Origin of the sequence: Streptomyces aurantiacus JA 4570, assembly GCF_000414115.1 — a bacterium.
Classification (GTDB): domain Bacteria; phylum Actinomycetota; class Actinomycetes; order Streptomycetales; family Streptomycetaceae; genus Streptomyces; species Streptomyces aurantiacus_A.
In genome coordinates, this window is the sequence record NZ_AOPZ01000064.1 from 1 (window position 1) to 24778 (window position 24778).

Sequence of the window (24778 nt, forward strand, 5' to 3'; positions counted from 1 at the left end):
GCCGCTGCGCGCCGAGCGCGACGAGGTCGCCTGGGCCGGCGGCGAACTCGTCGCACGGCACGTGGAGCGCCTCGGCGCGGTGGAGCTGGCGGTGCGGCCGCTGCGCGCCCCGGACCCCGGTCTCGTACGGGAAGGACTGCTGGAAGGGCTGCGGCGCGAAGGGCTCGGGCTGCTGCGGTGGGACCGGGACGCCGCCGCCCTGCGCGACCGGCTCCGGTTTTTGCGGCGGCACCTGGGCGAGCCCTGGCCGGACGTGTCCGACGAGGCGCTCCTGGAGCGGGCCGACGCCTGGCTGGAACCCGAGCTCGGCCGGGCCCGCCGCCGCGCCGACCTGGGCCGCATCGACGCCGGGCAGGCGCTCACGCGGCTGCTGCCGTGGGCCACCGGCGAGGCGGCCCGCCTGGACGCGCTGGCGCCGGAGCGCGTGGAGGTGCCGAGCGGGTCCCGGATCCGCGTCGACTACACCGACCCCGAACGGCCCGTCCTCGCGGTGAAGTTGCAGGAGATGTTCGGGCTCGCGGACACCCCGCGCGTCGCGGGCGTACCGCTCCTCGTGCATCTGCTGTCCCCCGCGGGACGCCCCGCCGCCGTCACCGCCGACCTCGCCTCCTTCTGGCGCGACGGCTACCGCGCGGTCCGCGCCGAACTGCGCGGCCGCTATCCGAAGCACCCGTGGCCGGAGGACCCCGCGGCGGCCGAGCCGACCCGGTACACGAAGGCCCGTCAGGCCCGAGGGGGCGCGGACACGCCCTAGGCGTTGACCGGCTCGGGTTCCGGGTCGTTGTCCGCGGCGGGGGCCGGGGCGCCCGGACCCCGGCTGCGGGCCTCCAGCCAGAGGGAGAGCGCGAGCAGGAGTGCGCCGAGGATCAGGAAGCCCCAGGGGAGGTACGAGGTCAGCAGGAGCACCAGGACGCGCTGGGACTTGACCAGGTCGACCGTGTGCTTGATGTAGTCCTCGCGCATCTTCACGTGTCCGGCGAAGACCGTGACCTTGTCGCGGCCGCCGAGAAGGGTCCCGCCGCGCAGTTCGTTCTTCTGGATCTCCTCGCCGTAGACGGGTGCCCCGGTGGTGGGGTCGACCCAGAACTTGCGGACCGTGGTGTACCAGCGGGTGGTGCCGGTCTTGGCGAGGGACTCCGGGGTGATGCCCTTGACCGGCATCGTCTTGGGGAAGGGGACCTTGGTCCAGGGGATGGTCTGCTCGAAGTAGTAGACGTCGACGCCGCGGAAGTTCTGGGTGCCCTTGTAGTGGATGGGCCGGGTGACGCGGGCCTGCGCGTCGAAGTACTCGTAGTCCCGCTTCTCGGTCAGGAAGGGCCACTTGAACTCGATGCCCTGGCGCTTGACGGGGTCGCCGTCGACCATCTCGCCGGTGGCGTGGACGGGTTCCTGGCTGTGGGCGTCGAAGATGTAGCGCTCGGGGATCTTGGAGACCATCTTGCCCTCGGAGTCCTGTACGTAGGACAGGGCGTCCCAGACGACGACGTCGCGGTCGGCGCTCTTCTCGATCTTCTCCGACGCCTCCACGTTGCCCTTGAGGGTCTGCACGATGGTGACCTTGGGGACCTTCTTGGCCTTCATCGTGCCGTAGTCGATGAGCGTCGGGTTCTTCGCCTCCAGGACCGCCTCCTGGTACTGGCTCGGCGGGATCTTGGCGAGGCGCGGGAAGGCGTACCAGCGCAGCAGCGGGGACATGGCCGCGCAGAACACGGCGAAGGCGAGCAGGACCAGACCGGCCTTGCGGCGCATCTCGGCCCTCCCTACGGGTGCTTGGGGACGGTGGTGAGCAGCGGCTCGGGCGAGGTCTCGCCGGGCGGGGCCCCGATCGCGGTGATCGTCAGGACCAGGGCGAGGGCGACGGCGAGGCCGGTGGCGGCGGCGATGAGGGCACGCATGCGGGGCCTCCCGAGGCGGCTGGCGGCCGGCGGCTCACGACTGACGGCCGGAACTGACTGTTCGTCAGGGCGGGGGCACCGTAGCAACGCGCAGGCCAGATGAGAACACGTCGCACACAGACAGGACCGCCCCCGGCCCTGGTGGGCCGGAGGCGGTCCGGGTGGTGCGACGGGGGCGCGGTCCGCGTCACGCGGCGGGCGCCGCCACCTTCAGTTCGACGGTGAGCGTGGCGCCGCCGTTGGTGACGATGCGCAGGAGATACGTCCCGGCGGTGTCGTCGGCGTACATCTTCGGCAGCAGCAGCTTGCCGTTCTCGTCCGTCTTCAGGCCCTTGAGGGTGCGCACCGGCTCGCCGTCGGCGTCCTTGAAGTAGGGGCCCTTGTCGTTCGCGGTGCCGTCCTGCGCCGACTTGATCATCGTGGCGGTGGCGGCGACGCCGGGGGCGCTCCGGCCCTTGTACGTCGCCTTGACCTCCACCTGGTCGGCGAACTCCTTGCCGGGCGCGCAGACCAGCGCCTTGTCGCCGGTGCGTACGACGGCGTCGGCGCGGCGCGCCGTGACGGTCGCGGGGACCTCCACGGCGGTCAGGGAGCGGTCGACGACGCGCGCGCGGACCGTGAACTCACCGGTCTCCTCGCCCGCCTGGAGCACGGGTGCCGTGGCGGTGCCGGTGCCGGTCGTGGTGACGGTGACGCTGCGCGCGCCGCCCTCGAACCGGGTGTCCGTGTCGCCCGAGACGGTGAAGCGCACCTTGACCTTGGCCACGCCGCGGCCGGAGCCCGTCTCCGCCTTGACCGCGACGCGCCGGGCGAAGGCGTCGCCCGCGGTCGCGGTGAGCTCGGCGGCACCCGCGTTCTCCAGGCGGGCGACCTGCTCGGACGGCTTGGGCGGCCTGGGGGGCTTCGGGGGCTTGGGGGTCTCGCCGGGTTCGCCCGGCTTGGGCGGGTTGGGCGGCTTCGGGCTCGGGGTGCCGCCCGGCTTCTCGCTCGGCTTGTCGCCCGGCTTCTTGCTCGGCTCCTCCGGCTCGGGCTTGGGCAGCGGGCGGCGGCGGGGTGGTGGCGGGCGGCGTGGGCCGGACGCTCGGGCCGGGCGTCGGCCGGTTCTTGTCGCTGCGGTCGCCCGGGAGCGAGCCGGTGCCGTCGGGGATCTCGTGGGTGCCCTTGCGGTAGTACTCCAGCCACGACAGGACCGTGTTCAGGTACTCCGTCGAGCGGTTGTAGCTGAGGATCGCGGCGTGCAGGTCGTCCTTGACGGCGAGGTCGCGGCCGTTCGCGCACAGGTAGTGGGCGGCGCCGAGCGCGGCGTCGTAGATGTTGTTGGGGTCCTTCTTGCCGTCGGCGTTGCCGTCCTGCTGCCAGCTCTCCCACGTGGAGGGGATGAACTGCATGGGGCCGACGGCGCGGTCGTGCGTGGTGTCGCCGTCGAAGGCGCCGCCGTCGGTGTCGGTGATCTTCGCGAAGCCGTTGCCGTCGAGGACCGGGCCGAGGATCGGCGTGAGCGTCGTGCCGTCGGCGTCGACGCGGCCGCCGCGGGCCTGGCCCGACTCGACCTTGCCGATGGCGGCGAGCAGTTGCCAGGGCAGGTTGCAGCCGGGCCGGGACGTGCGCACGGCCGCTTCGGCCTTTTTGTACGCGTCCAGGACCGAGGCCGGCAGGCCCGCTTCGGGGTCGCCGGTGCCCACGCCGCCACCGCCGGGCTTGGCGCTCGGCGGGACGGGGCTCTCCAGGGGCGGCAGGTCCGTGTAGTACGGCGAGTTGCCGGTGGCGGAGTCGCCGTCGGGCGAGGGCGTGGAGTCCGCGGCGCCCGCTCTGTCGTCACGTCCCTGGTCGGTCGTCACGCCCGGCGCCTGCGAGGCGGCGAGCGCCGCCACCGCCGCGGCGGCGACCGCGGTGGTCACCGCGGTCCTGCGCATCCGCTTGCCGAATACCGCCGCCATGTCCGTGAATCCCTCCCCTTGACGACCCTGCCCGCGCCGTCCCCCTGCGCTGCGCGCCCGCGCGCCCTCGGGGGACGACTCAGGCGACACTACGACAACTTACGGAGCCTAGACACCTGTTCGTGAGGCTTTCTGGCCGGGGGGCCTTGGGCGGTGCCGTTGGTGTCCCGCTGCCGGGCGTGCCGTCGATCGGCCTGCGGCCTCGTCCTCAAACGCCGGACGGGCTGAATTTACCGCGCCCGCGCACCTTATGTGTCCCGCAGGATCAGCCGCCCGGCCGGCCGGAGGCTAATGTGCCGCCGACTCCCAGTCGGGTCCGACGCCCACCGACACATCCAACGGCGCTCGAAGCGACACCGCCCCGGCCATCTCCCGGCGGACGAGCTCCTCGACCGCCGCCCGCTCGCCGGGGGCGATCTCCAGGACGATTTCGTCGTGGACCTGGAGCAGCATCCGCGAGGTCAGCTTCGCCTCCGTCAGCGCGCGGTGCACGTTCAGCATGGCGATCTTGACGATGTCCGCCGCCGTCCCCTGGATGGGCGCGTTGAGCGCCATCCGCTCGGCCATCTCGCGCCGCTGCCGGTTGTCGCTGTTGAGGTCGGGCAGATAGCGGCGACGGCCCAGCATCGTCTCCGTATAACCCGTGGCGCGGGCGTCGTCGACGACGCGGCGCAGATAGTCGCGTACGCCGCCGAAGCGCTCGAAGTACGTGTCCATCAGGGCGCGCGCCTCCGCCGCCTCGATGCCGAGCTGCTGGGAGAGGCCGAACGCCGACAGGCCGTACGCCAAGCCGTACGACATGGCCTTGATCTTGCGGCGCATCTCCGCGTCGACGCCGGAGCGCTCCACGCCGAACACCTGGGAGGCCACCGTGGTGTGCAGGTCCTCGCCGGAGGTGAACGCCTCGATGAGGCCCTCGTCCTCCGACAGGTGGGCCATGACGCGCAGTTCGATCTGGCTGTAGTCGGCGGTCATCAGGGACTCGAAGCCCTCGCCGACGACGAAGCCGCGGCGGATGGCGCGGCCCTCGTCGGTGCGCACCGGGATGTTCTGCAGGTTCGGGTCCGTGGACGACAGGCGGCCGGTGGCGGCCACGGTCTGGTTGTACGTCGTGTGGATGCGGCCGTCCGCGGCGATCGACTTGACCAGGCCCTCGACGGTGACGCGCAGCTTCGCCTGCTCGCGGTGGCGCAGCATGATCACGGGCAGTTCGTTGTCCGTCTGGGCGGCGAGCCAGGCGAGCGCGTCGGCGTCCGTGGTGTACCCCGTCTTGGTCTTCTTCGTCTTGGGCAGGCCCAGCTCGCCGAAGAGGACTTCCTGGAGCTGCTTGGGCGAGCCGAGGTTGAACTCGTGGCCCGCGGCGGCGTGCGCCTCCTTCACCGCCTGCTGCACGGCGCCCGCGAACTGCTGCTCCATGGCCTCCAGATGGGCGCGGTCCGCCGCGATGCCGTACCGCTCCAGGCGGGCCAGGAGGGTGGACGTGGGCAGCTCGATGTCCTTGAGGAGGTCGGCGGCGTTCACCTCCTTGAGGCGGTCGCCGAAGGCCGTGCCCAGGTCGAGAATGGTGCGGGCCTGCACCATCAGCGCGTCGGCCTCGGCGCCGTCCTCGTCCTCGGTGCCGAACGCGAGCTGGCCGTCGGCCGCCGCGGCGGGCACCAGCTCACGGCCCAGATACTCCAGGGACAGCGCGTCCAGGTCGAAGGAGCGGCGGCCGGGCTTGACCAGATACGCCGCGAGCGCGGTGTCCATGGTGATGCCGTCGACGCTCCAGCCGTGCTCGGCGAAGACCCGCATCACGCCCTTGGCGTTGTTCAGGACCTTGGGCTTCTTCGGGTCGGCGAGCCAGGCCGCGAAGGCGTTCTCGTCGGCCTCGTCGAGCTGCGCCGGGTCGAACCAGGCGGCCGCTCCCCCGGCCGCGGCGAGCGCGACCTCGGTGACGGAACCCGTGCCGAGCTGCCAGGTGTCGACCGTGGCCAGGCCGAGCACCGCCTTGCCGTGCTCGGCGAGCCAGGGGGCGAGCTCGCCGGCGCCGAGCACCGCGCCGTCCAGGTCGATGCCCTCGGCGGCCGGGGCCTCCTCGGCCTCCTCGGCGCCCGGGTCCACGGCGAGCAGCCGCTCCCGCAGCGAGGGGTTGCGGATCTCCAGGGTGTCCAGGACCATCGCGACGCCCTTGCGGTCGTACGCCGCGCGCGCCAGGTCCTCGACCGTCCTGGGCAGCTCCACGTCACGCACCATCTCCGTGAGACGGCGGTTCAGCTTCACCGCCTCGATGTGGTCGCGGAAGTTCTGCCCGGCCTTGCCCTTGACCTCGTCGGCGCGCTCGACCAGCTCCGCGAACGAACCGAACTGGTTGATCCACTTCGCGGCCGTCTTCTCGCCGACACCGGGGATGCCCGGGAGGTTGTCCGACGGGTCGCCGCGCAGCGCCGCGAAGTCCGGATACTGCGCCGGGGTCAGGCCGTACTTCTCCTCGACCTTCTCCGGGGTGAAGCGCGTCAGCTCCGAGACGCCCTTCGTCGGATACAGCACCGTCACGTGGTCGCTGATCAACTGGAAGGAGTCACGGTCGCCGGTGACGATCAGGACCTCGAAGCCGGCCGCCTCGGCCTGCGTGGCCAGCGTGGCGATGACGTCGTCCGCCTCGAAGCCGTCGACCGCGAAGCGCACCGCGTTCATCGCGTCGAGCAGCTCGCCGATCAGCTCGACCTGGCCCTTGAACTCGTCGGGGGTCTTGGAGCGGTTCGCCTTGTACTCCGTGAACTCCTCGGAGCGCCAGGTCTTGCGCGAGACGTCGAAGGCCACCGCGAAGTGCGTGGGCGCCTCGTCGCGCAGCGTGTTCGCCAGCATCGACGCGAAGCCGTAGATCGCGTTCGTCGGCTGGCCCGTCGCCGTCGTGAAGTTCTCCGCGGGCAGCGCGAAGAACGCCCGATACGCCAGGGAGTGCCCGTCCATGAGGAGCAGGCGCGGGCGCTCGCCGCCAGTGGTCGGGGTCGCCTTCTTCGCCGTCTTCCCGGCGGGCGCGGACTTCTTCTTCGCTGCTGTTTCTGCCACGCCCCCGATCCTGCCACGCCCCACTGACAGTCCGGTCATCCCGAGCCCGGCCGGGGGCTGTGTCAGTCGTGCGTGGGAGGATCGGAGACGTACGTCACGTATGCGCTCGAAGAGGAGCAGGCCATGGCAAGCAAGCCGCCCAAGGGCGATCCGGTCCAGGACGCGCCGCAGGTCACGGACGCCCAGCACGCCGCGGCCGGACTGCCCGCCATCGGCCACACCCTGCGCATGGCGCAGCAGCAGATGGGCGTGCGGCGCACGGCGCTGACGCTGCTGCGCGTCAATCAGAAGGACGGCTTCGACTGCCCCGGCTGCGCCTGGCCCGAGCCGGAGCACCGGCACAAGGCGGAGTTCTGCGAGAACGGCGCGAAGGCCGTCGCCGAGGAAGCCACCCTGCGCCGCGTCACGCCGGACTTCTTCGCCGCGCACCCGGTGTCGGACCTCGCCACGCGCAGTGGGTTCTGGCTGGGCCAGCAGGGCCGCCTCACCCACCCCATGTATCTGGCGGAGGGCTCCGACCACTATGAGGCGGTGCCGTGGGAGCGGGCCTTCGACATCGTCGCCGAGGAGCTGGCCGCCCTCGCCTCCCCCGACGAGGCCCTCTTCTACACGTCGGGGCGCACCAGCAACGAAGCCGCGTTCCTGTACCAGCTGTTCGCGCGCGAGCTCGGCACGAACAATCTGCCCGACTGCTCGAACATGTGCCACGAGTCGTCGGGATCGGCCCTCACCGAGACCCTCGGCGTCGGCAAGGGCAGCGTCCTCCTCGAAGACCTCCACCAGGCGGACCTGATCATCGTCGCCGGGCAGAACCCCGGCACGAACCACCCGCGCATGCTCTCCGCCCTGGAGAAGGCGAAGAACAACGGCGCGAAGATCATCACGGTGAATCCGCTGCCCGAGGCGGGCCTGGAGCGCTTCAAGAACCCGCAGACCCCGCAGGGCATGCTCAAGGGCACCGCCCTCACCGACCTGTTCCTGCAGATCCGCCTCGGCGGTGACCAGGCCCTCTTCCGCCTCCTCAACAAGCTCATCCTGGAGACGGACGGCGCCGTCGACGAGGCGTTCGTCCGTGAACACACCCATGGGTACGAGGAGTTCGTCGCCGCCGCCCGCGCCGCCGACTGGGACGAGACGCTGACGGCGACCGGCCTGGACCGCGCCCGCATCGAGGAAGCCCTGCGCATGGTGCTCGCCTCGAAGCGCACGGTGGTGTGCTGGGCGATGGGCCTGACCCAGCACAAGCACGCGGTGCCCACCATCCGCGAGGTCGTCAACTTCCTGCTCCTGCGCGGCAACATCGGCCGCCCCGGCGCGGGCGTGTGCCCGGTGCGCGGCCACTCCAACGTGCAGGGCGACCGCACGATGGGCATCTTCGAGCGGCCCGCGCCCGCGTTCCTGGACGCCCTGGAGAAGGAGTTCGGCTTCGCGCCGCCGCGCCACCACGGCCTGGACGTCGTGCGCGCCATCCGCGCGCTGCGCGACGGCGAGGCGAAGGTGTTCTTCGCCATGGGCGGCAACTTCGTGTCCGCGTCCCCCGACACAGAGGTCACCGAAGCGGCGATGCGGCGCGCCCGCCTGACGGTGCACGTGTCGACGAAGCTCAACCGCTCGCACGCCGTCACCGGCGCGCGCGCCCTGATCCTGCCCACCCTCGGCCGCACCGAGCGGGACCTGCAAGGCGGCGGCGAGCAGTTCGTGACCGTCGAGGACTCCATGGGCATGGTGCACGCCTCACGCGGACGCCTGGCCCCCGCGAGCCCGCACCTGCTGTCCGAGCCCGCCATCGTGTGCCGCCTCGCCCGCCGCGTCCTCGGCCCCGAATCGGCCACGCCCTGGGAGGAGTTCGAGAAGGACTACGCGTCGGTGCGCGACCGCATCGCGCGCGTGATCCCCGGCTTCGAGGACTTCAACGCACGCGTGGCTCACCCCGGAGGCTTCGCGCTGCCGCACGCCCCGCGCGACGAGCGCCGCTTCCCCACAGCCACCGGCAAGGCCAACTTCACGGCCGCCCCCGTGGAGTACCCCGCCGTACCCGAGGGCCGGCTGCTGCTGCAGACCCTGCGCTCCCACGATCAGTACAACACCACCATCTACGGCCTCGACGACCGCTATCGGGGCATCAAGAACGGCCGCCGCGTCGTCCTCGTCAACCCCGACGACGCCCGCGAACTCGGCCTCGCCGACGGCTCGTACACCGACCTGGTCAGCGAGTGGCAGGACGGCGTCGAACGGCGGGCGCCCGGCTTCCGCGTCGTGCACTACCCCACGGCACGGGGCTGCGCCGCGGCGTACTACCCGGAGACCAACGTGCTGGTGCCGCTGGACGCCACGGCCGACACCAGCAACACCCCCGCCAGCAAGTCCGTGGTCGTACGCCTGGAACAATCGGCGACCGACTGAGCGTTCGCTCAGCAACCGGCGCGCCACCGCGGTGGCCGCCGCTGTTGTTGTCAGGTGTCGCCGACGAACGGAGCCCGGCCCATGGGTGAGCAGCACACGACCAAGTTCCCGCAAGAGGTCATCGACGAGTACGCCGCGCTCGGCGTCGACCTGCCCGCCCTGTTCTCCGCCGGCCACCTCGGCGACCGCATGGGCGTGCAGATCCTCGAAGCCTCCGCCGAGCGCGTGGTCGGCACCATGCCCGTCGAGGGCAACACCCAGCCGTACGGCCTGCTGCACGGCGGCGCGTCCGCCGTCCTCGCCGAGACGCTCGGGTCGATCGGCTCGATGCTGCACGGCGGCAGCGGGAAGCTCGCCGTGGGCGTTGACCTGAACTGCACGCACCACCGCGGGGTGCGGTCCGGCCTTGTCACGGGTGTGGCCACGCCCGTGCATCGGGGGCGGTCCACGGCGACGTACGAAGTCGTCGTCAGCGACGAGGAGGGTCGGCGGGTGTGCAGCGCCCGCCTTACGTGCATGCTGCGCCCGGTGGGCGCCACGACAGACCCGACCGGCGGCACGGCCGCCTGAGCCCGGCGCTGGGCGCCTTGCCGGCTGCGTCGTGATTTGCCTGCGGGCCCGGTGGGGGCTGGTCGCGCAGTTCCCCGCGCCCCTTACGGGGCACGGGTGGCCCCTGGCCCGCCGGACGGCCCCCCGCCCACGACAGTGACCGGATAGCGGACACGCGTCGTCACCATGCGTATCCAGGGCGTGCCGCCCGAGCCACGCCCCCTCCGCAGGCCCCCACAGGCCCCCGCATCCGTGCGGGGGCCTGTGGTCTTCACGGGGAAAACAGGAGTGCTGCGCAATAACACTCCTGACCGCGCACATTCGCGAAAACGGAAAAGTGCCACGGAATGCCGGGCTCCCTTTCTTTCTGGTAACGCTGCGTAATGCGCGCGCAATCCCCCCGCGACCCACCAGAAGCATCCGGAACACGCGAAAGATCATTTCCGTGCGGGCGCCTCCGCATACGCCCCGAACACCGCTGTCATGAGTGAAACCACTTAACGGTCCTGCCCGTTCCGGGCGGGCGGGATCTGCCGAAGCGTACGTATTCCGCCACAACCGCCCCCTGAGTTCCGGCGCGGAATACTCCGCGGCATAACAAGAGCGTCACAGCCTTGCTCCGACCACTCCACCTGGATCAAATGCCCCCTTAGAGTCACGGCCAGTCACCGCGCCGCCGGGCGCGAACTGAATTGCACGGCCCTGTACCACCACCAGTACGGCCCGGCGATCTTCACGGCACCTCCGCTGAGGTGGCCGCGCCAGGGAAAGGACCCATCGTGCGAAACCGTTCCGCGCTCATCCTCACCACGGTGTTGACCACAGGGGCACTCACCCTCACCGCCTGCGGGTCGCGCGACAAGGACAAGGACTCCGGCGACAAGGGCGGGGACAAGACCACCGTCACCATCGGCTTCGACGCCCCCCTCACCGGCGACCTCTCCGCGCTCGGCATCGGCATGCGCAACTCCGCCGAACTCGCCGTCAAGACGGCCAACAAGGAGAACACGGTCGACGGCGTCGAGTTCAAGCTCCAGCCCCTCGACGACCAGGCCCAGCCCTCCGTCGGCGGCCAGAACGCCCAGAAGTTCATCAGCAACAAGGACGTCATCGGCGTCGTCGGCCCGCTGAACTCCAGCGTCTCGCAGTCGATGCAGAAGCCCTTCAACGACGCCAACCTCACCCAGATCTCGCCCGCCAACACCGGCACCGAGCTGACCCAGGGCGACGGCTGGAAGAAGGGCGACAAGAAGCGCCAGTTCAAGACCTTCTTCCGCACCGCCACCACCGACCAGGTACAGGGCCAGTTCGCCGCCCAGTACCTGTTCCAGAAGGCGAAGATCAAGAAGGTCTACGTGATCGACGACCAGAAGACCTACGGCGCCGGCCTCGCCGCGTCCTTCAAGGACACCTTCACCGACCTCGGCGGCAAGATCGTCGGCCAGGACCACGTCAACCCCGAGGACCGCGACTTCAAGTCCGTCGCCTCCAAGGTCAAGGGCAAGGGCGCCCAAGCCGTCTACTACGGCGGCGAATACCCCGCCGCGGCCCCCCTCAGCCAGCAGCTCAAGGAATCCGGCGCCAACGTCCCGCTCATGGGCGGCGACGGCATGAAGAGCGAAGAGTTCCCCAAGCTCAACAAGAAGGCCGAAGGCGACCTCGGCACCTCCGTCGGCGCCCCCGTCGAGGAACTCCCCTCCGCGAAGAAGTTCATCGCGGAATACAACAAGAACTACAAAGAAAACATGGAGACCTACGGCGGCGGCACCTACGACGCCACCTGGGCGATCATCGAAGCCGTCAAGCTCGCCGTCGACGAAAACGACGGAGAACTCCCCTCCGACGGCCGCGAGAAGGTCCTCGCCAGCATGAGCAAGGTCAAGTTCGACGGCGTCACCGGCACCGTCTCCTTCGACCAGTACGGCGACACCACGAACACGATGATGACCGCGTACGAGATCAAGAACAACAAGTGGGAATCCAAGTTCAGCGAGGCATACAAGCCCCGCTGAACCCCACGCACAGCCATTGACTCCAAGACCGCGCGGGAAGCGCTACCAGCGCTCCCGCGCGGTGCCATATCCGAACCAACGGAGGCCCTGCGGTGAACGAACTGCCGCAACAGCTGGCCAATGGACTCATCCTCGGCGCGATGTACGGTCTCATCGCGATCGGCTACACGATGGTCTACGGAATCGTCCAGCTCATCAACTTCGCCCACGGCGAGATCTTCATGGTCGGGGGCTTCGGCGCCCTCACCGTCTCCCTCTGGCTCCCCGAGGGATTCTCCCTGCTCGCCGCGATCCCGCTCATGATCATCGGCGGCGTCATATGCTCCGTCGCCGTCGGCACCGCCGCCGAACGCTTCGCCTACCGCCCCCTGCGCGGCGCACCACGACTCGCCCCCCTCATCACCGCCATCGGCCTGTCCATCCTGCTCCAGCAGGCCGTCTGGAAGTGGTACCCCGAAGCCAAGAAGGACCGCACCTTCCCCCAGTTCAGCGGCGACCCCGTCCACGTCTTCGGCGCCGACGTCCAACGCGGCGACTTCTTCCTCATCATCGCCGCCCCCCTGTGCATGCTCGCCCTCGCCTACTACGTCAACAAGACCCGCACCGGCCGCGGCATGCAGGCCACCGCACAAGACCCCGACACCGCCAAGCTCATGGGCATCAACACCGACCGCATCATCGTCATGGCCTTCGCCATCGGCGCCGCGTTCGCCGCCGTCGCAGCCGTCGGCTACGGCCTCCACAACGGCCAAGTCGGCTTCAAAATGGGCTTCATCATGGGCCTCAAAGCCTTCACCGCCGCCGTGCTCGGCGGCATCGGCAACATCTACGGCGCCATGCTCGGCGGCATCGTCCTCGGCGTCGCCGAAGCCCTCGCCACCGGCTACATGGCCGACGTACCCGGCATGGAACAGTTCGGCGGCGGCGCCTGGAAGGACGTGTGGGCCTTCGCCCTCCTCATCCTCGTCCTGCTCCTGAGGCCCCAAGGGCTACTCGGCGAACGCGTCGCGGATCGGGCGTGATACCCATGACAACGAACACCACCAAGAACTCGGGCAGCCCCGCCAAGACCCCCGCGAGCACCCCCGCCTCCACCCTCCCGCTGCCCCCGGCCGCCGCCCGCATCGCCGTCCTCGCCGGCTCCGCCGCGGCCCTCATCGGCACCTTCCTCGCCTGGACCTGGACCACCAGCTTCCCCGGCGACCTCACCGTCACCGGCTACCCCGGCGGCCTCCAGACCATCACCCTCGTCGGCGCCGCCCTCACCCTGCTCTTCACCCTCGCCGGACAAGGCATCCGCGGCCTCGGCTGGCTCATCCCCGGCGGCACCAACAGCCCCGTCCTCCTGCTCAGCCTCGGCGTCCTCGGCACCACCGGCTACACCATGGGCGCCATCGCCGAACACCTCGGCGGCATCGTCAACCTCGAACCCGGCGCCTGGATCTCCGGCATCGGCGCCCTCATCGCCGTCATCGGCGCCCTCGGGCTCCCCTCCGACCTGCCCGCCGACGAACCCCACACCAGCCCCTGGCAGCGCCTGCGCCACAGCCTCAAGGCACCCGCACCACCGCGCGCCAAAACCCTGCCGGACTGGATCGAAATCCTCATCATCGCCGCCTCGTTCGGCATCGGCCTCTACGTCCTCGCCTACGGCATCGAGGCATACTCCGAACTCTTCATCGGCTTCCTCATCACCACCATCTTCGGAGCCACCGCACTCAACCGAGCCGGACTCATCCCACGCCTCAACACCCTCACCGCCAAACACCGCAACGTCACCTTCACCGCCGCCATCGTCGCCGCGGCCCTCTTCCCCTTCACCCAGACCGACGCCTCCTACGCCCTCATCGGCGTCAACATCCTCATCTTCGCCACCGTCGCCCTCGGCCTGAACGTCGTCGTCGGCCTCGCCGGACTCCTCGACCTCGGATACGTCGCCTTCCTCGGCGTCGGCGCCTACACCGCCGCCCTCGTCTCCGGATCGCCCGCATCCACCTTCGACGTCCACTTCCCCTTCTGGGCCGCCGTCCTCACCGGCGCCGCCGCCTCCCTCGCCTTCGGCGTCATCATCGGCGCCCCCACCCTGCGACTGCGCGGCGACTACCTCGCCATCGTCACCCTCGGCTTCGGCGAGATCTTCCGCATCACCATGAACAACCTCAACGGCAGCGCCGGACCCGACCTCACCAACGGCGCCCAGGGCATCCCCAACATCCCCGACCTGGAAATCCTCGGCTGGAACCTCGGCATCGAACACGAGATCCTCGGCTTCACCCTCAGCAGGCCCGCCAACTACTACCTGCTGATGCTCTTCTTCACCGCCGTCGTCGTCCTCGTCTTCCGCCGCTCCGGCGAATCCCGCATCGGCCGCGCCTGGGTCGCCATCCGCGAGGACGAAACCGCCGCCACCGCCATGGGCATCAACGGCTTCCGCGTCAAACTCATCGCCTTCGCCCTCGGCGCCACCCTCGCCGGCTTCGCCGGCACCGTGCAGGCCCACGTCTCCTACAGCATCACCCCCGAGCAGTACCTCTTCGCCAACACCGTGCCCCCCAACTCCGCGTTCCTGCTCGCCGCCGTCATCCTCGGCGGCATGGGCACCATCAGCGGACCGCTCATCGGCGCGGCACTGCTCTACCTCATCCCCGCCAAACTCCAGTTCCTCGAGGACTACCAGCTCCTGCTCTTCGGCCTCGCCCTCATCCTGCTCATGCGCTTCCGGCCAGAAGGACTCGTCGCCAACAAGCGCGCCCAGCTCGAATACCACGAGACCGACCAACTCGACGTACCCGACCAGCAGAAACTCCCCGAAGGAACCGTCGGCGCGAGCAAGGCGGGGGCGTGACCACCATGACCACCACAACCACCACCGTCCTCGACGCCAGCGGCGTCACCATGCGCTTCGGCGGCCTCACCGCCGTACGCTCCGTCGACCTCACCGTCAACAGCGGCGAAATCGTCGGCCTCATCGGACCCAACGGCGCCGGCAAGACCACCTTCTTCAACTGCCTCACCGGCCTCTACGTCCCCACCGAAGGCAAGGTCTCCTACAAAGGCACCGTCCTGCCCGCCAAACCCCACCTCGTCACCGACGCCGGCATCGCCCGCACCTTCCAGAACATCCGGCTCTTCGCCAACATGACCGTCCTGGAAAACGTCCTCGTCGGACGCCACACCAGGACCAAGGAAGGGCTCTGGTCGGCTCTTCTGCGCGGCCCTGGATTCAAGAAGGCTGAAGCGGCTTCTCACGCGCGGGCCATGGAACTCCTTGAATTCATCGGCCTCGCCCACAAGGCCGACCACCTCTCCCGCAACCTCCCCTACGGCGAACAACGCAAGCTGGAAATCGCCCGCGCGCTGGCCAGCGAGCCGGGCCTGCTCCTGCTCGACGAACCCACCGCCGGCATGAACCCACAAGAAACCAGGGCCGCCGAAGAACTCGTCTTCGCCATCCGCGACCAGGGCATCGCCGTCCTCGTCATCGAGCACGACATGCGGTTCATCTTCAACCTCTGCGACCGCGTCGCCGTCCTCGTCCAAGGCGAGAAACTCGTCGAAGGCAGCTCCGAAACCGTCCAGGCCGACGAACGCGTCATCGCCGCCTACCTCGGGACCCCCTTCGAAGGCGCACCCGGCGCCGCCGAAGTCGCCGAAGTCGAAGCAGCGGAGGCAGAGGCCGCCGAAGCCTCAGCGGACACCCCGGCGGAAGGAAAGACCCCGTGACCACACTGCTCGAGGTCGAAGACCTCCGGGTCGCCTACGGCAAGATCGAAGCCGTCAAAGGCATCTCCTTCAGCGTCGAAGCAGGCCAGGTCGTCACCCTCATCGGCACCAACGGCGCCGGCAAGACCACCACCCTGCGCACCCTCTCCGGACTCCTCAAACCACTCGCCGGAAAGATCATGTTCGACGGGCAGCCCCTCAACGGCGTCCCCGCCCACAAGATCGTCGCCCTCGGACTCGCCCACTCCCCCGAAGGCCGGCACATCTTCCCCCGGCTCACCATCACCGAGAACCTCCAGCTCGGCGCCTACCTCCGCGACGACAAGGCAGGCATCGACAAGGACATCCAACGCGCCTACGAGCTCTTCCCCATCCTCGGCGAACGCCGCAAACAAGCCGCCGGCACCCTCTCCGGCGGCGAACAGCAAATGCTCGCCATGGGCCGCGCCCTCATGTCCCGGCCCAAACTCCTCATGCTCGACGAACCCTCCATGGGCCTCTCGCCGATCATGATGCAGAAGATCATGCAGACGATCGTCGAGCTCAAGGCCCAGGGCACCACCATCCTGCTCGTCGAGCAGAACGCGCAGGCCGCGTTGTCGCTGGCCGACCACGGCCACGTCATGGAAGTCGGCAACATTGTGCTGTCCGGGACCGGACAGGATCTGTTGCACGACGAGTCGGTACGCAAGGCGTACCTCGGCGAGGACTGATCTTTTCTGGCCCCTGGGCCTTGGGCAGCTAAGAGGGCGGTCACCCCGGTGTCGGGGGGACCGCCCTCTTCGTGGTTCTTTTGGCTGCGGGGCAGTGGGGGCTTGTCGCGCAGTTCCCCGCGCCCCTTACGGGGCACGGCCCACCGCGCGGCTTACGGGGCACCCTCGACAGGGCTAGCCTTTCGCTGCCTTCTTTTCCTCCGCGTCCTCGATTACCGCCTCCGCGACCTGCTGCATCGACAGGCGGCGGTCCATCGACGTCTTCTGGATCCAGCGGAACGCGGCCGGCTCCGTCAAGCCGTACTCCGTCTGGAGAATCGACTTCGCGCGGTCCACCAGCTTGCGGGTCTCCAGGCGCTGCGTGAGGTCCGCGACCTCCTGCTCCAGAGCCTTCAGCTCCGTGAAGCGGGACACCGCCATCTCGATGGCGGGCACCACGTCGCTCTTGCTGAACGGCTTCACCAGATACGCCATCGCACCGGCGTCGCGGGCGCGCTCGACGAGGTCGCGCTGGGAGAACGCGGTGAGCATGAGCACCGGGGCGATGGACTCCCCGGCGATCTTCTCCGCCGCGGAGATGCCGTCCATGACGGGCATCTTCACGTCGAGAATGACGAGGTCCGGCTTGTGCTCGCGGGCGAGCTCGATCGCCGTCTCGCCGTCACCGGCCTCGCCCACGACGGTGTAGCCCTCTTCCTCGAGCATCTCTTTGAGGTCGAGCCGGATGAGGGCCTCGTCCTCGGCGATGACGACGCGGGTCGTCAGCGGCGGGACGTGCGACTGCTCGTCGGACACGTCAGCGGGCTCGGGCGACTCGGGGGTGGTCACGGGGGCTCCTCGGTACGGGCCGGAAAGGTACTGCTCCCCAGAGCCTACCTAGCTGCGGTAAGGTGGTGCGCCGAGGGGGCACTGTTACCCTTCCTTTCTAAGGCCCCAGTACTCCAACTGGTTAGAGAGGCCGCTCTCAAACAGCGGACAGTGTGGGTTCGAATCCCACCTGGGGCACTCCACCTTGAATTCTAAGGTTGCGGGCGTTCGGTCATCTTCACTTGATCGTGTACGCCGCATCAATTCGTCAGCGCGATGACGACCGGGCCCTCAGTATCGGCCGCATGTACGACATGGGCACACGCAAACAGGCTCTCACTCTCGTCGGCCAGGGGCGCAGCCTCAACTCTGTGAGCAAGGAAATAGGCGTCTCGCGCGCAGCGATCCGCTCCTGGCAGACACGCATCGAACCCCTCGGTCCAACCGCCCCGGGCTGCCCAAGGTGCGGTGACGTTCCCGGCAAGCCCGACGACCAGGTCGCGTACTCGTACTTACTGGGTCTCTATCTCGGCGACGGCTGCATCAGCTACCTCCACCGGGGCGTCCACTTCCTGCGCATCACGTGTGCGGACGCGTGGCCCGGCCTCATCGACTCCTGCGCGGAGGTGATGCAGATCCTGCGCCCCGACAACAAGGTGTTCCGCATCCAACGCCAGGGCTGCCAGTACGTCACCTGCTACAGCAAGCACTGGCCCTGCCTCTTCCCACAGCATGGCCCCGGCAGGAAGCACGAGCGCACCATCGCCCTCGAACCCTGGCAGCAGGAGATCGTCGACGCCCACCCGTGGGAATTCATCCGCGGTCTCATCCACTCCGACGGCTGCCGCATCACGAACTGGACGACCCGCGTCGTCGGCGGCGCGCCCAAGCGCTATGAGTACCCGCGGTACTTCTTCACGAATACGTCCACCGACATCATCGGGCTCTTCACCGACACCCTCGACCGACTGGGCGTCGAGTGGAAGACGCATCGCCCGCAAGGCATCAGTCGCCCTCATGGACACCCACGTAGGACCCAAATACTGACCGCAATAGGACCCGTCACCCTCCTCCCCCGCCCCCGTTGGGACTCTCCCCAAATCGTGGGGCGGGCGTTGACCGGGGAGAAACCGCGCTGCGATCTTCGGGCGCATGACTCCGCTCAGCCGTCGCGGCTTCGTGGCCGCAGCAGCAGGGGCCGCCGCGGCGGCCGTCGCCCTCAGCCCGGAGGCCGCTTCGGCGGTCGGGGAGAAGCCCCCGCCCGGTGGGGGTGATTTCGCCGACGCGGACCGGGGGTTCGTGGCGGCGTCGAAGCCAGGGGTGGTGAAGAACGCCAAGGGTCAGGTCGTGTACGACGCGGACGCGTACGGGTTCCTGAAGGGGGCCGCCCCGGACACCGTGCACAAGAGCCTGTGGCGGCAGGGCAAGTTGGTGGCCAGGCAGGGGCTGTACAAGGTCACGGACCGGGTGTACCAGGTGCGGGGGCTCGATCTGTCGAACATGACGGTGGTCGAGGGCGAGCAGGGGGTCATCGTCATCGATCCGCTGATCTCGGCGGAGACGGCGGCGGCCGCGCTGAAGCTGTATCGCGCGCATCGCGGGGACAGGAAGGTCACCGGGCTGATCTACACGCATCCGCATGTGGATCACTTCGGGGGGTGTCGCGGCGTGCTGCCGAACGGTGCGGAGGACGGCGTGCCGGTGCTGGCGCCGGACGGGTTTCTGGAGCACGCGGTGTCGGAGAACGTGTACGCGGGGACGGCGATGCAGCGCCGGTCGGGGTACATGTACGGCGCGCAGTTGCCGAAGTCGGCGGTGGGGCAGGTGGGTTGTGGGTTGGGGCAGACGGTGTCGCTGGGGTCGGTGGGGTTGATTCCGCCGACGCGGAGTGTGGAGCGTACCGGGCAGGTCGAGGTGGTGGACGGCGTGCGGTTCGAGTTTCAGATGACGCCGGGGACGGAGGCGCCGGCGGAGATGAATTTCCTGCTGCCGGACCTGCGGGCGTTGTGCATGGCGGAGAACGCGACGCACACGATGCACAACATCATTACGTTGCGGGGCGCGCAGGTGCGGGATGCCCGGCAGTGGGCGCGGTATTTGAGTGAGAGCGTGACGCTTTTCGGGGGGCGGGCGGATGTGGCGTTCGCTTCGCACCACTGGCCCACGTGGGGTGGCGAGTTGATCGTGGAGTTGTTGGAGCAGCAGCGGGATCTGTACGCGTATATGCATGACCAGACGTTGCGGTTGATCAATGCGGGGTGGACGGGGCGGGAGATCGCGGAGGAGGTCGAGTTGCCGCCGGCGTTGGCGGAGGTGTGGGCGAATCGGGGGTATTACGGGTCGTTGAGTCATAACGTGAAGGGGATCTATCAGCGGTACATGGGTTGGTTCGACGGGAATCCGGCGCATTTGTGGGAGCATCCGCCGGTCGAGGAGGCGAAGCGGTATGTGAAGGCGTTGGGGGGTCGTACGGCTGCGGTCGCGAGGGCGCGGGCGTTCGTGCGGGAGGGTGATCTGCGGTTCGCGGCCACGTTGTTGAATCACGTGGTGTTCGCCGATCCGGAGTACGAGGTGGCGAGGGCGGAGTTGGCGCGGGTGTATACGCGGCTGGGGCGGGGCTGTGAGAACGCGGTGTGGCGGAACTTCTATCTCACGGGTGCTCAGGAGTTGCGTGAGGGGGTGAGGGAGGCGGAGACGTCCGTGGTGAGTTCTGATGTGTTGCTGGCGCTGGATGTGGATCAGTTGATTGATTCGGTGGCGGTGCGGGTGAACGGTCCGCGGGCGTGGGAGGTGCGGCTGACGATGGACTGGTGTCTGCCTTCGCTCGGGAAGACGTGGCATCTGACGTTGCGGCATGGGGTGTTGACGTATCGCAGTGATACGAAGGCCGATCCGGGGGCCGGTGTGACGCTGACGATGACGAAGCCTCAGTTGCTGGCGATGTTGGCGGGTAAGGGGCTCGGGGGCATCGAGGTCGACGGTGATGTGTCGCTGCTGCGCACGTTGCTCGGCGTCGTGGACAAGCCGGATCCGAATTTCGCGATCGTCACGCCGTAGGGCCGTGTCCGGGCATGACCGAGGGCCGCTCCCCCCGCGGGAGCGGCCCTTCGGTCGTGCTCGTACGTGGCGTCTACTGGGAGGTGTCGTCCTCGCCGATGTGGTGGACGCGGACGAGGTTGGTGGAGCCGGGGACGCCGGGGGGTGAGCCGGCGGTGATGACGACGATGTCGCCTTTCTGGCAGCGGCCGATCTTCAGGAGTTGTTCGTCGACCTGCTGGACCATGGCGTCGGTGGATTCGACGTGCGGGCCGAGGAAGGTTTCGACGCCCCAGGTGAGGTTGAGCTGGGAGCGGGTGGCCGCGTCGGGGGTGAAGGCGAGCAGCGGGATGGGTGAGCGGTAGCGGGAGAGGCGTCGGACGGTGTCGCCGGACTGGGTGAAGGCGACGAGGAATTTGGCGCCGAGGAAGTCGCCCATGTCGGCGGCGGCGCGGGCGACGGCTCCGCCTTGGGTGCGGGGTTTGTTGCGTTCGGTGAGCGGGGGCAGTCCCTTGGCGAGGATGTCTTCCTCTGCGGCTTCGACGATGCGGCCCATGGTGCGGACGGTTTCGATGGGGTATTTGCCGACGCTGGTTTCGCCGGAGAGCATGACGGCGTCGGTGCCGTCGATGACGGCGTTGGCGACGTCGGAGGCTTCGGCGCGGGTGGGGCGGGAGTTGTCGATCATCGAGTCGAGCATTTGGGTGGCGACGATGACGGGTTTGGCGTTGCGCCGGGCGAGTTTGATGGCGCGCTTCTGGACGATGGGGACTTGTTCCAGGGGCATTTCGACGCCGAGGTCGCCGCGGGCGACCATGATGCCGTCGAAGGCGGCGACGATGTCGTCGATGTTGTCGACGGCCTGGGGTTTTTCGACCTTGGCGATGACGGGGAGGCGCCGGTTCTCCTCGTCCATGATGCGGTGGACGTCGTCGATGTCGTGTCCGTTGCGGACGAAGGACAGGGCGATGACGTCGAAGCCGGTGCCGAGGGCCCAGCGGAGGTCTGCTTCGTCCTTGTCGGAGAGGGCGGGGACGGAGACGGCGACGCCGGGGAGGTTCAGGCCTTTGTGGTCGGAGACCATGCCGCCTTCGACGACGGTGGTGGTGACGCGGGGGCCGTCGACGGCGGTTACTTCGAGGGTGACTTTGCCGTCGTCGACGAGGATGCGCTCACCGGGGGTGACGTCGTCGGCGAGGCCGTCGTAGGTGGTGCCGCAGAGTTGGCGGTCGCCTTCGACGCCGGGTTCGACGGTGATGGTGAATTCATCGCCCCGTTCAAGCAGTACGGGTCCTTCGCGGAAGCGGCCGAGGCGGATCTTCGGGCCTTGAAGGTCGGCGAGGATGCCGACGCTGCGGCCGAGTTCGTCGGCGGCCTTGCGCACGCGCTGGTAGCGCTCCTCGTGGTCGGCGTAGGTGCCGTGACTGAGGTTGAAGCGTGCCACGTCCATGCCGGCTTCGACCAGGGCCTTGATCTGGTCGTAGGTGTCGGTGGCGGGTCCCAGGGTGCAAACGATTTTTGCTCGGCGCATGGTTTCGACCCTAGGGCTTACTGGTGGGTAGAGAATTGGTTGGGCGTGACTACTCAACAACCTTTGCGTGAAGGGCTATTGACAAGTGTTGAAGTGTGCGGGGGCTTGCTCCGATGAGCACTTCTGGGTGTGTTCGCGGGGTGGGGAGGCGTTGTTCAGAGTCGTGGGGGTGCCATGGTGAAGCGCGCGTTCACCTGGGCGTAGACGGACTGGCGCTGGGGTTCGAGGTCGAGGGCGGGAGCGGCTTCGGGGGCGCCTCCGTAGGCGGCGCGGGACATGCCGGGGGCGGGGGGTCCGCCGAAGGGCGGGTAGGGGGCGTTGTCGGCGCCGATGTCGGCGATCTCGACGAGGGCGGCGAGGGTGGTGCCGAGGGCTTCGGCGTATTCGCGGGCGCGTTGGACGGCTTCTTTGACGGCTTCCTGGCGGGCGCGGCGGTGGGCGGGTGAGTCGGGGCGCAGGGACCACCAGGGGCCGTCGATGCGGGTGAGTTCCTGGTCGGCGACGCGGGTGGTGAGTTCGCCGAGTGCGGTGAAGTCGGTGAGTTCGGCGGTGATGTGGACGCGGCCGTGGTAGGTGCGGACGCGTTCGCCCTTGCCGCGTTTGGTGAGTTCGGGGGTGATGGAGAAGGCGCCGGTCTCGACGTGTTCGACGGCTTCGCCGTAGGACTTGACGAGGTCGATGACGGCGGTGTTGCGGCGGGTGAGGTCGGCGAGGGCGTCGCGGCGGTCGCTGCCGCGGGCGCTGACGGTGATGCCGATGCGGGCGATCTCGGGGTCGACTTCGAGGTGGGCTTCGCCGCGGACCGCCAGGCGCGGGGCCTCTGGGGTGCCGTAGGGGACGTCTGGGGTGGCTCCTTGGGTGGTCATGGGGCCACTGTCGCACCCCGGGCGGGCGCTCGACAGTCATCGGATCGAAACCTGGCAGGTCTGTCCCGGGGCGCGCGGACGGGTCAGAATCTACGCGCGTTACCCCTGTTCGTCCGTGCAGTACTACGTGTTGGAGGATGCCGAGATGCCGCTGAACCGCAGGAAGTTCCTGGGGCGGTCCGCAGTCGCCGGGGCGGGAGTGGCCTTGGCCGGTGCGGCGGCGGCCCCGTCGGCCGGCGCGGCCGTGGCGCACCGTCCGGGCAAGCGGCCCAAGCGCTATTCCTTCACCGTGATGGGCACCACCGATCTGCACGGCAATGTCTTCAACTGGGACTACTTCACGGACAAGGAGTTCGACGACAAGGACCACAACGACGTGGGCCTGGCGAAGATCTCCACGCTGGTGACGGCCGTCCGCGCGGAGAAGGGCCGTCGTAACACCCTGCTGATCGACGCGGGCGACACGATTCAGGGCACGCAGCTGTCGTACTACTACGCGAAGGTTGATCCGATCACCGCCGCGCGCGGCCCGGTGCATCCGATGGCGCAGGCGATGAACGCGATCGGCTATGACGCGGCTGCGCTGGGCAATCACGAGTTCAATTACGGCATTCCGGTGCTCAGGAAGTTCGAGGAGCAGTGCGACTTCCCGCTGCTCGGGGCGAACGCGCTGGACGCGAAGACGATGCGGCCGGCGTTCGCGCCGTACAGCATGCACCGGCTTCGTACGCCGCACGGCCGTGATGTGCGGGTCGCTGTGCTCGGTCTGACGAATCCGGGGATCGCGATCTGGGACAAGGCGAACGTGCAGGGCAAGATGACGTTCCCGGGTCTGGAGGAGCAGGCGGCGAAGTGGGTGCCGCGGCTGCGTTCGATGGGCGCGGACGTGGTGATCGTGTCGGCGCACTCGGGGTCGAGCGGTACGTCGTCGTACGGGGATCAGCTGCCGTACGTCGAGAACGCGGCGGCGCTGGTGGCCGAGCAGGTGCCGGGGATCGACGCGATTCTGGTGGGGCACGCGCACACGGAGATTCCGGAGTATCTCGTCGAGAACAAGAAGACGGGGCAGAAGGTGGTGCTGTCCGAGCCGCTGAAGTGGGGGCAGCGGCTCACGCTGTTCGACTTCGACCTGGTGTGGTCGAAGGGGCGCTGGCGGGTGGCGAAGGCCGGCGCGAAGGTCCTGAACTCGAACGCGGTGGCGGAGGACCGGAAGATCACGCGGCTGCTCGCGGACGAGCACAAGAAGGTCGTGGCGTACGTGAACCAGGTCATCGGCACGTCGACGGCGGCGATGAGTACGGCCGAAGGCCCGTACAAGGATGTCGCGATCATCGATCTGATCAATCATGTGCAGGCGGAGACGGTGAAGGCGGCGCTGGCGGGCGGGGCGCATGCGAAGCTGCCCGTGCTGTCCCAGGCTTCCTGTTTCTCGCGCACGGCGAAGATTCCGGCGGGCGAGGTGACGATCCGGGACGCGGCGGGCCTGTATCCGTTCGAGAACACCCTTGAGGCGCGGCTGATCACGGGTGCGCAGCTGAAGGACTATCTGGAGTTCTCGGCGCGCTATTACGCGCGGACGGCGCCGGACGCGCCGGTGGACCCGGCGAAGCTGACGAACGCGGACGGTATTCCGGATTACAACTACGACGCGTTGTACGGGGTGACGTACGACATCGACATCGCGCAGCCGGCTGGTTCCCGGATTGTGAATCTGCGGTTCGACGGCAAGGATCTGGACCCGAAGGCGGAGTTCGTGCTCGCGGTGAACAACTACCGGGCGAGCGGCGGCGGGAATTTCCCGCATGTGGCGGGTGCCAGGCAGTTGTGGGCGAATTCCGACGAGATCCGCAACACGATCATTTCGTGGGTGAAGGCGGAGGGGACGGTGGATCCGGCTCGGTTCGCGTCGGTGGGCTGGCGGGTGACGCGGGCGGGCGCGCCGGTGTTCTGAGGTCCAGTACCACCGCCCCCCGCCTCACCACAAACCCCCTGCCTCTCAATACCCCTTTCGGGTCGCGTTCGTTGGGCAATTCGGGCGAGTCGGGCGGCGCGCCGACATGCTGGTGGCTCCGCTCGCGTATCCGGAGGACACCGCCATGAGCAGCCCGCCGCCCCTCGCCGGAGGCCCCCGGGGCCCCCAAGCCCTGCGGCCGTTGCTCGACACCGTCCTGGAGGCCCTCGCCGAGGGCGCCGGGGAGCGCGGCGGCCCGCTGCCGAGCGGCGGCGCGGGCACCGTCGCGGCCCGCGTCCGGGAG

16 protein-coding genes, 1 tRNA gene and 3 pseudogenes are annotated in these 24778 nt (G+C 69.0%); 13 read left to right on the top strand and 7 right to left on the bottom strand.

Annotation, left to right across the window (positions count from 1 at the left end):
* Positions 1-754 (top strand): ATP-dependent helicase C-terminal domain-containing protein (locus tag STRAU_RS08005; RefSeq protein WP_106967846.1); only part of this gene is annotated, 754 nt, incomplete at its 5' end.
* On the opposite strand, the gene pgfA is transcribed toward STRAU_RS08005, so the two are convergent.
* From pgfA to polA, 4 genes and pseudogenes are all read right to left on the bottom strand, one after another.
* A complete protein-coding gene (gene pgfA / locus STRAU_RS08010; RefSeq protein WP_016639759.1) occupies positions 751-1749 on the bottom strand; it encodes a cell envelope lipid trafficking protein PgfA in 999 nt (332 codons plus the stop codon). The genes STRAU_RS08005 and pgfA overlap by 4 nt on opposite strands.
* 11 nt (positions 1750-1760) lie before the next feature.
* The gene (locus tag STRAU_RS41350; RefSeq protein ID WP_016639761.1) at positions 1761-1895 is read right to left on the bottom strand and encodes an SPW_0924 family protein; all 135 of its coding nucleotides are present in this window, start codon (positions 1893-1895) and stop codon (positions 1761-1763) included.
* 187 nt (positions 1896-2082) lie between these two features.
* Positions 2083-3832 (bottom strand): annotated as a pseudogene (locus STRAU_RS08015) (lytic transglycosylase domain-containing protein).
* Between the two features lie 288 nt (positions 3833-4120).
* The gene (polA, locus tag STRAU_RS08020; protein WP_259299851.1) at positions 4121-6784 is read right to left on the bottom strand and encodes a DNA polymerase I; all 2664 of its coding nucleotides are present in this window, start codon (positions 6782-6784) and stop codon (positions 4121-4123) included.
* A 222-nt stretch (positions 6785-7006) separates the two neighbouring features.
* On the opposite strand from polA, the gene STRAU_RS08025 reads away from it, so the two are divergent.
* From STRAU_RS08025 to STRAU_RS08055, 7 genes are all read left to right on the top strand, one after another.
* On the top strand, positions 7007-9286 hold the full coding sequence (locus STRAU_RS08025) for an FdhF/YdeP family oxidoreductase (RefSeq protein ID WP_037658133.1): 2280 nt from the start codon (positions 7007-7009) through the stop codon (positions 9284-9286).
* 81 nt (positions 9287-9367) lie between these two features.
* On the top strand, positions 9368-9856 hold the full coding sequence (locus STRAU_RS08030; RefSeq protein ID WP_016639767.1) for a PaaI family thioesterase: 489 nt from the start codon (positions 9368-9370) through the stop codon (positions 9854-9856).
* 758 nt (positions 9857-10614) lie between these two features.
* Complete coding sequence (locus STRAU_RS08035) at positions 10615-11847, top strand: branched-chain amino acid ABC transporter substrate-binding protein (RefSeq protein WP_016639768.1); 1233 nt, start codon at positions 10615-10617, stop codon at positions 11845-11847.
* A 92-nt stretch (positions 11848-11939) separates the two neighbouring features.
* Entirely contained in the window at positions 11940-12869 is a 930-nt protein-coding gene (locus STRAU_RS08040; RefSeq protein WP_016639769.1) for a branched-chain amino acid ABC transporter permease, read from the top strand.
* Positions 12870-12874: 5 nt separating this feature from the next.
* Entirely contained in the window at positions 12875-14692 is a 1818-nt protein-coding gene (locus STRAU_RS08045; RefSeq protein WP_078621027.1) for a branched-chain amino acid ABC transporter permease, read from the top strand.
* Positions 14693-14697: 5 nt separating this feature from the next.
* Positions 14698-15570, top strand: a complete 873-nt coding sequence (locus STRAU_RS08050; protein ID WP_397892059.1) for an ABC transporter ATP-binding protein — start codon at positions 14698-14700, stop codon at positions 15568-15570.
* On the top strand, positions 15567-16283 hold the full coding sequence (locus STRAU_RS08055; protein WP_016639772.1) for an ABC transporter ATP-binding protein: 717 nt from the start codon (positions 15567-15569) through the stop codon (positions 16281-16283). Before STRAU_RS08050 ends, STRAU_RS08055 begins: the two co-directional genes overlap by 4 nt.
* Positions 16284-16457: 174 nt before the next feature.
* On the opposite strand, the gene STRAU_RS08060 is transcribed toward STRAU_RS08055, so the two are convergent.
* Positions 16458-17111 (bottom strand): ANTAR domain-containing response regulator, encoded by a 654-nt coding sequence (locus STRAU_RS08060; RefSeq protein WP_016639773.1) that lies wholly within the window; start codon positions 17109-17111, stop codon positions 16458-16460.
* Positions 17112-17213: 102 nt separating this feature from the next.
* Here STRAU_RS08060 and STRAU_RS08065 point away from each other — a divergent pair.
* From STRAU_RS08065 to STRAU_RS08075, 3 genes and pseudogenes are all read left to right on the top strand, one after another.
* Positions 17214-17288: transfer RNA gene (locus tag STRAU_RS08065), tRNA-Leu, on the top strand.
* 107 nt (positions 17289-17395) lie between these two features.
* A pseudogene (locus STRAU_RS08070) lies at positions 17396-18137 on the top strand (transcriptional regulator).
* A 105-nt stretch (positions 18138-18242) separates the two neighbouring features.
* Entirely contained in the window at positions 18243-20147 is a 1905-nt protein-coding gene (locus tag STRAU_RS08075) for an alkyl/aryl-sulfatase (protein WP_037658135.1), read from the top strand.
* Positions 20148-20220: 73 nt separating this feature from the next.
* Here STRAU_RS08075 and pyk read toward each other — a convergent pair whose 3' ends face one another.
* Both pyk and STRAU_RS08085 read right to left on the bottom strand, forming a co-directional pair.
* Positions 20221-21657 carry a pyruvate kinase gene (pyk, locus tag STRAU_RS08080; RefSeq protein WP_016639776.1) on the bottom strand — a complete coding sequence of 479 codons (1437 nt, stop codon included), beginning with the start codon at positions 21655-21657 and terminating at the stop codon, positions 20221-20223.
* 155 nt (positions 21658-21812) lie between these two features.
* Positions 21813-22523, bottom strand: coding sequence for an SIMPL domain-containing protein (locus STRAU_RS08085; RefSeq protein WP_016639777.1), 711 nt, complete (start codon positions 22521-22523; stop codon positions 21813-21815).
* 145 nt (positions 22524-22668) lie between these two features.
* Between STRAU_RS08085 and STRAU_RS08090 the strand changes: the two genes are divergently transcribed.
* Positions 22669-24474 (top strand): bifunctional metallophosphatase/5'-nucleotidase, encoded by a 1806-nt coding sequence (locus tag STRAU_RS08090; RefSeq protein WP_037658137.1) that lies wholly within the window; start codon positions 22669-22671, stop codon positions 24472-24474.
* A gap of 145 nt (positions 24475-24619) precedes the next feature.
* A pseudogene (locus STRAU_RS43480) lies at positions 24620-24778 on the top strand (aspartate aminotransferase family protein); the annotation flags it as partial.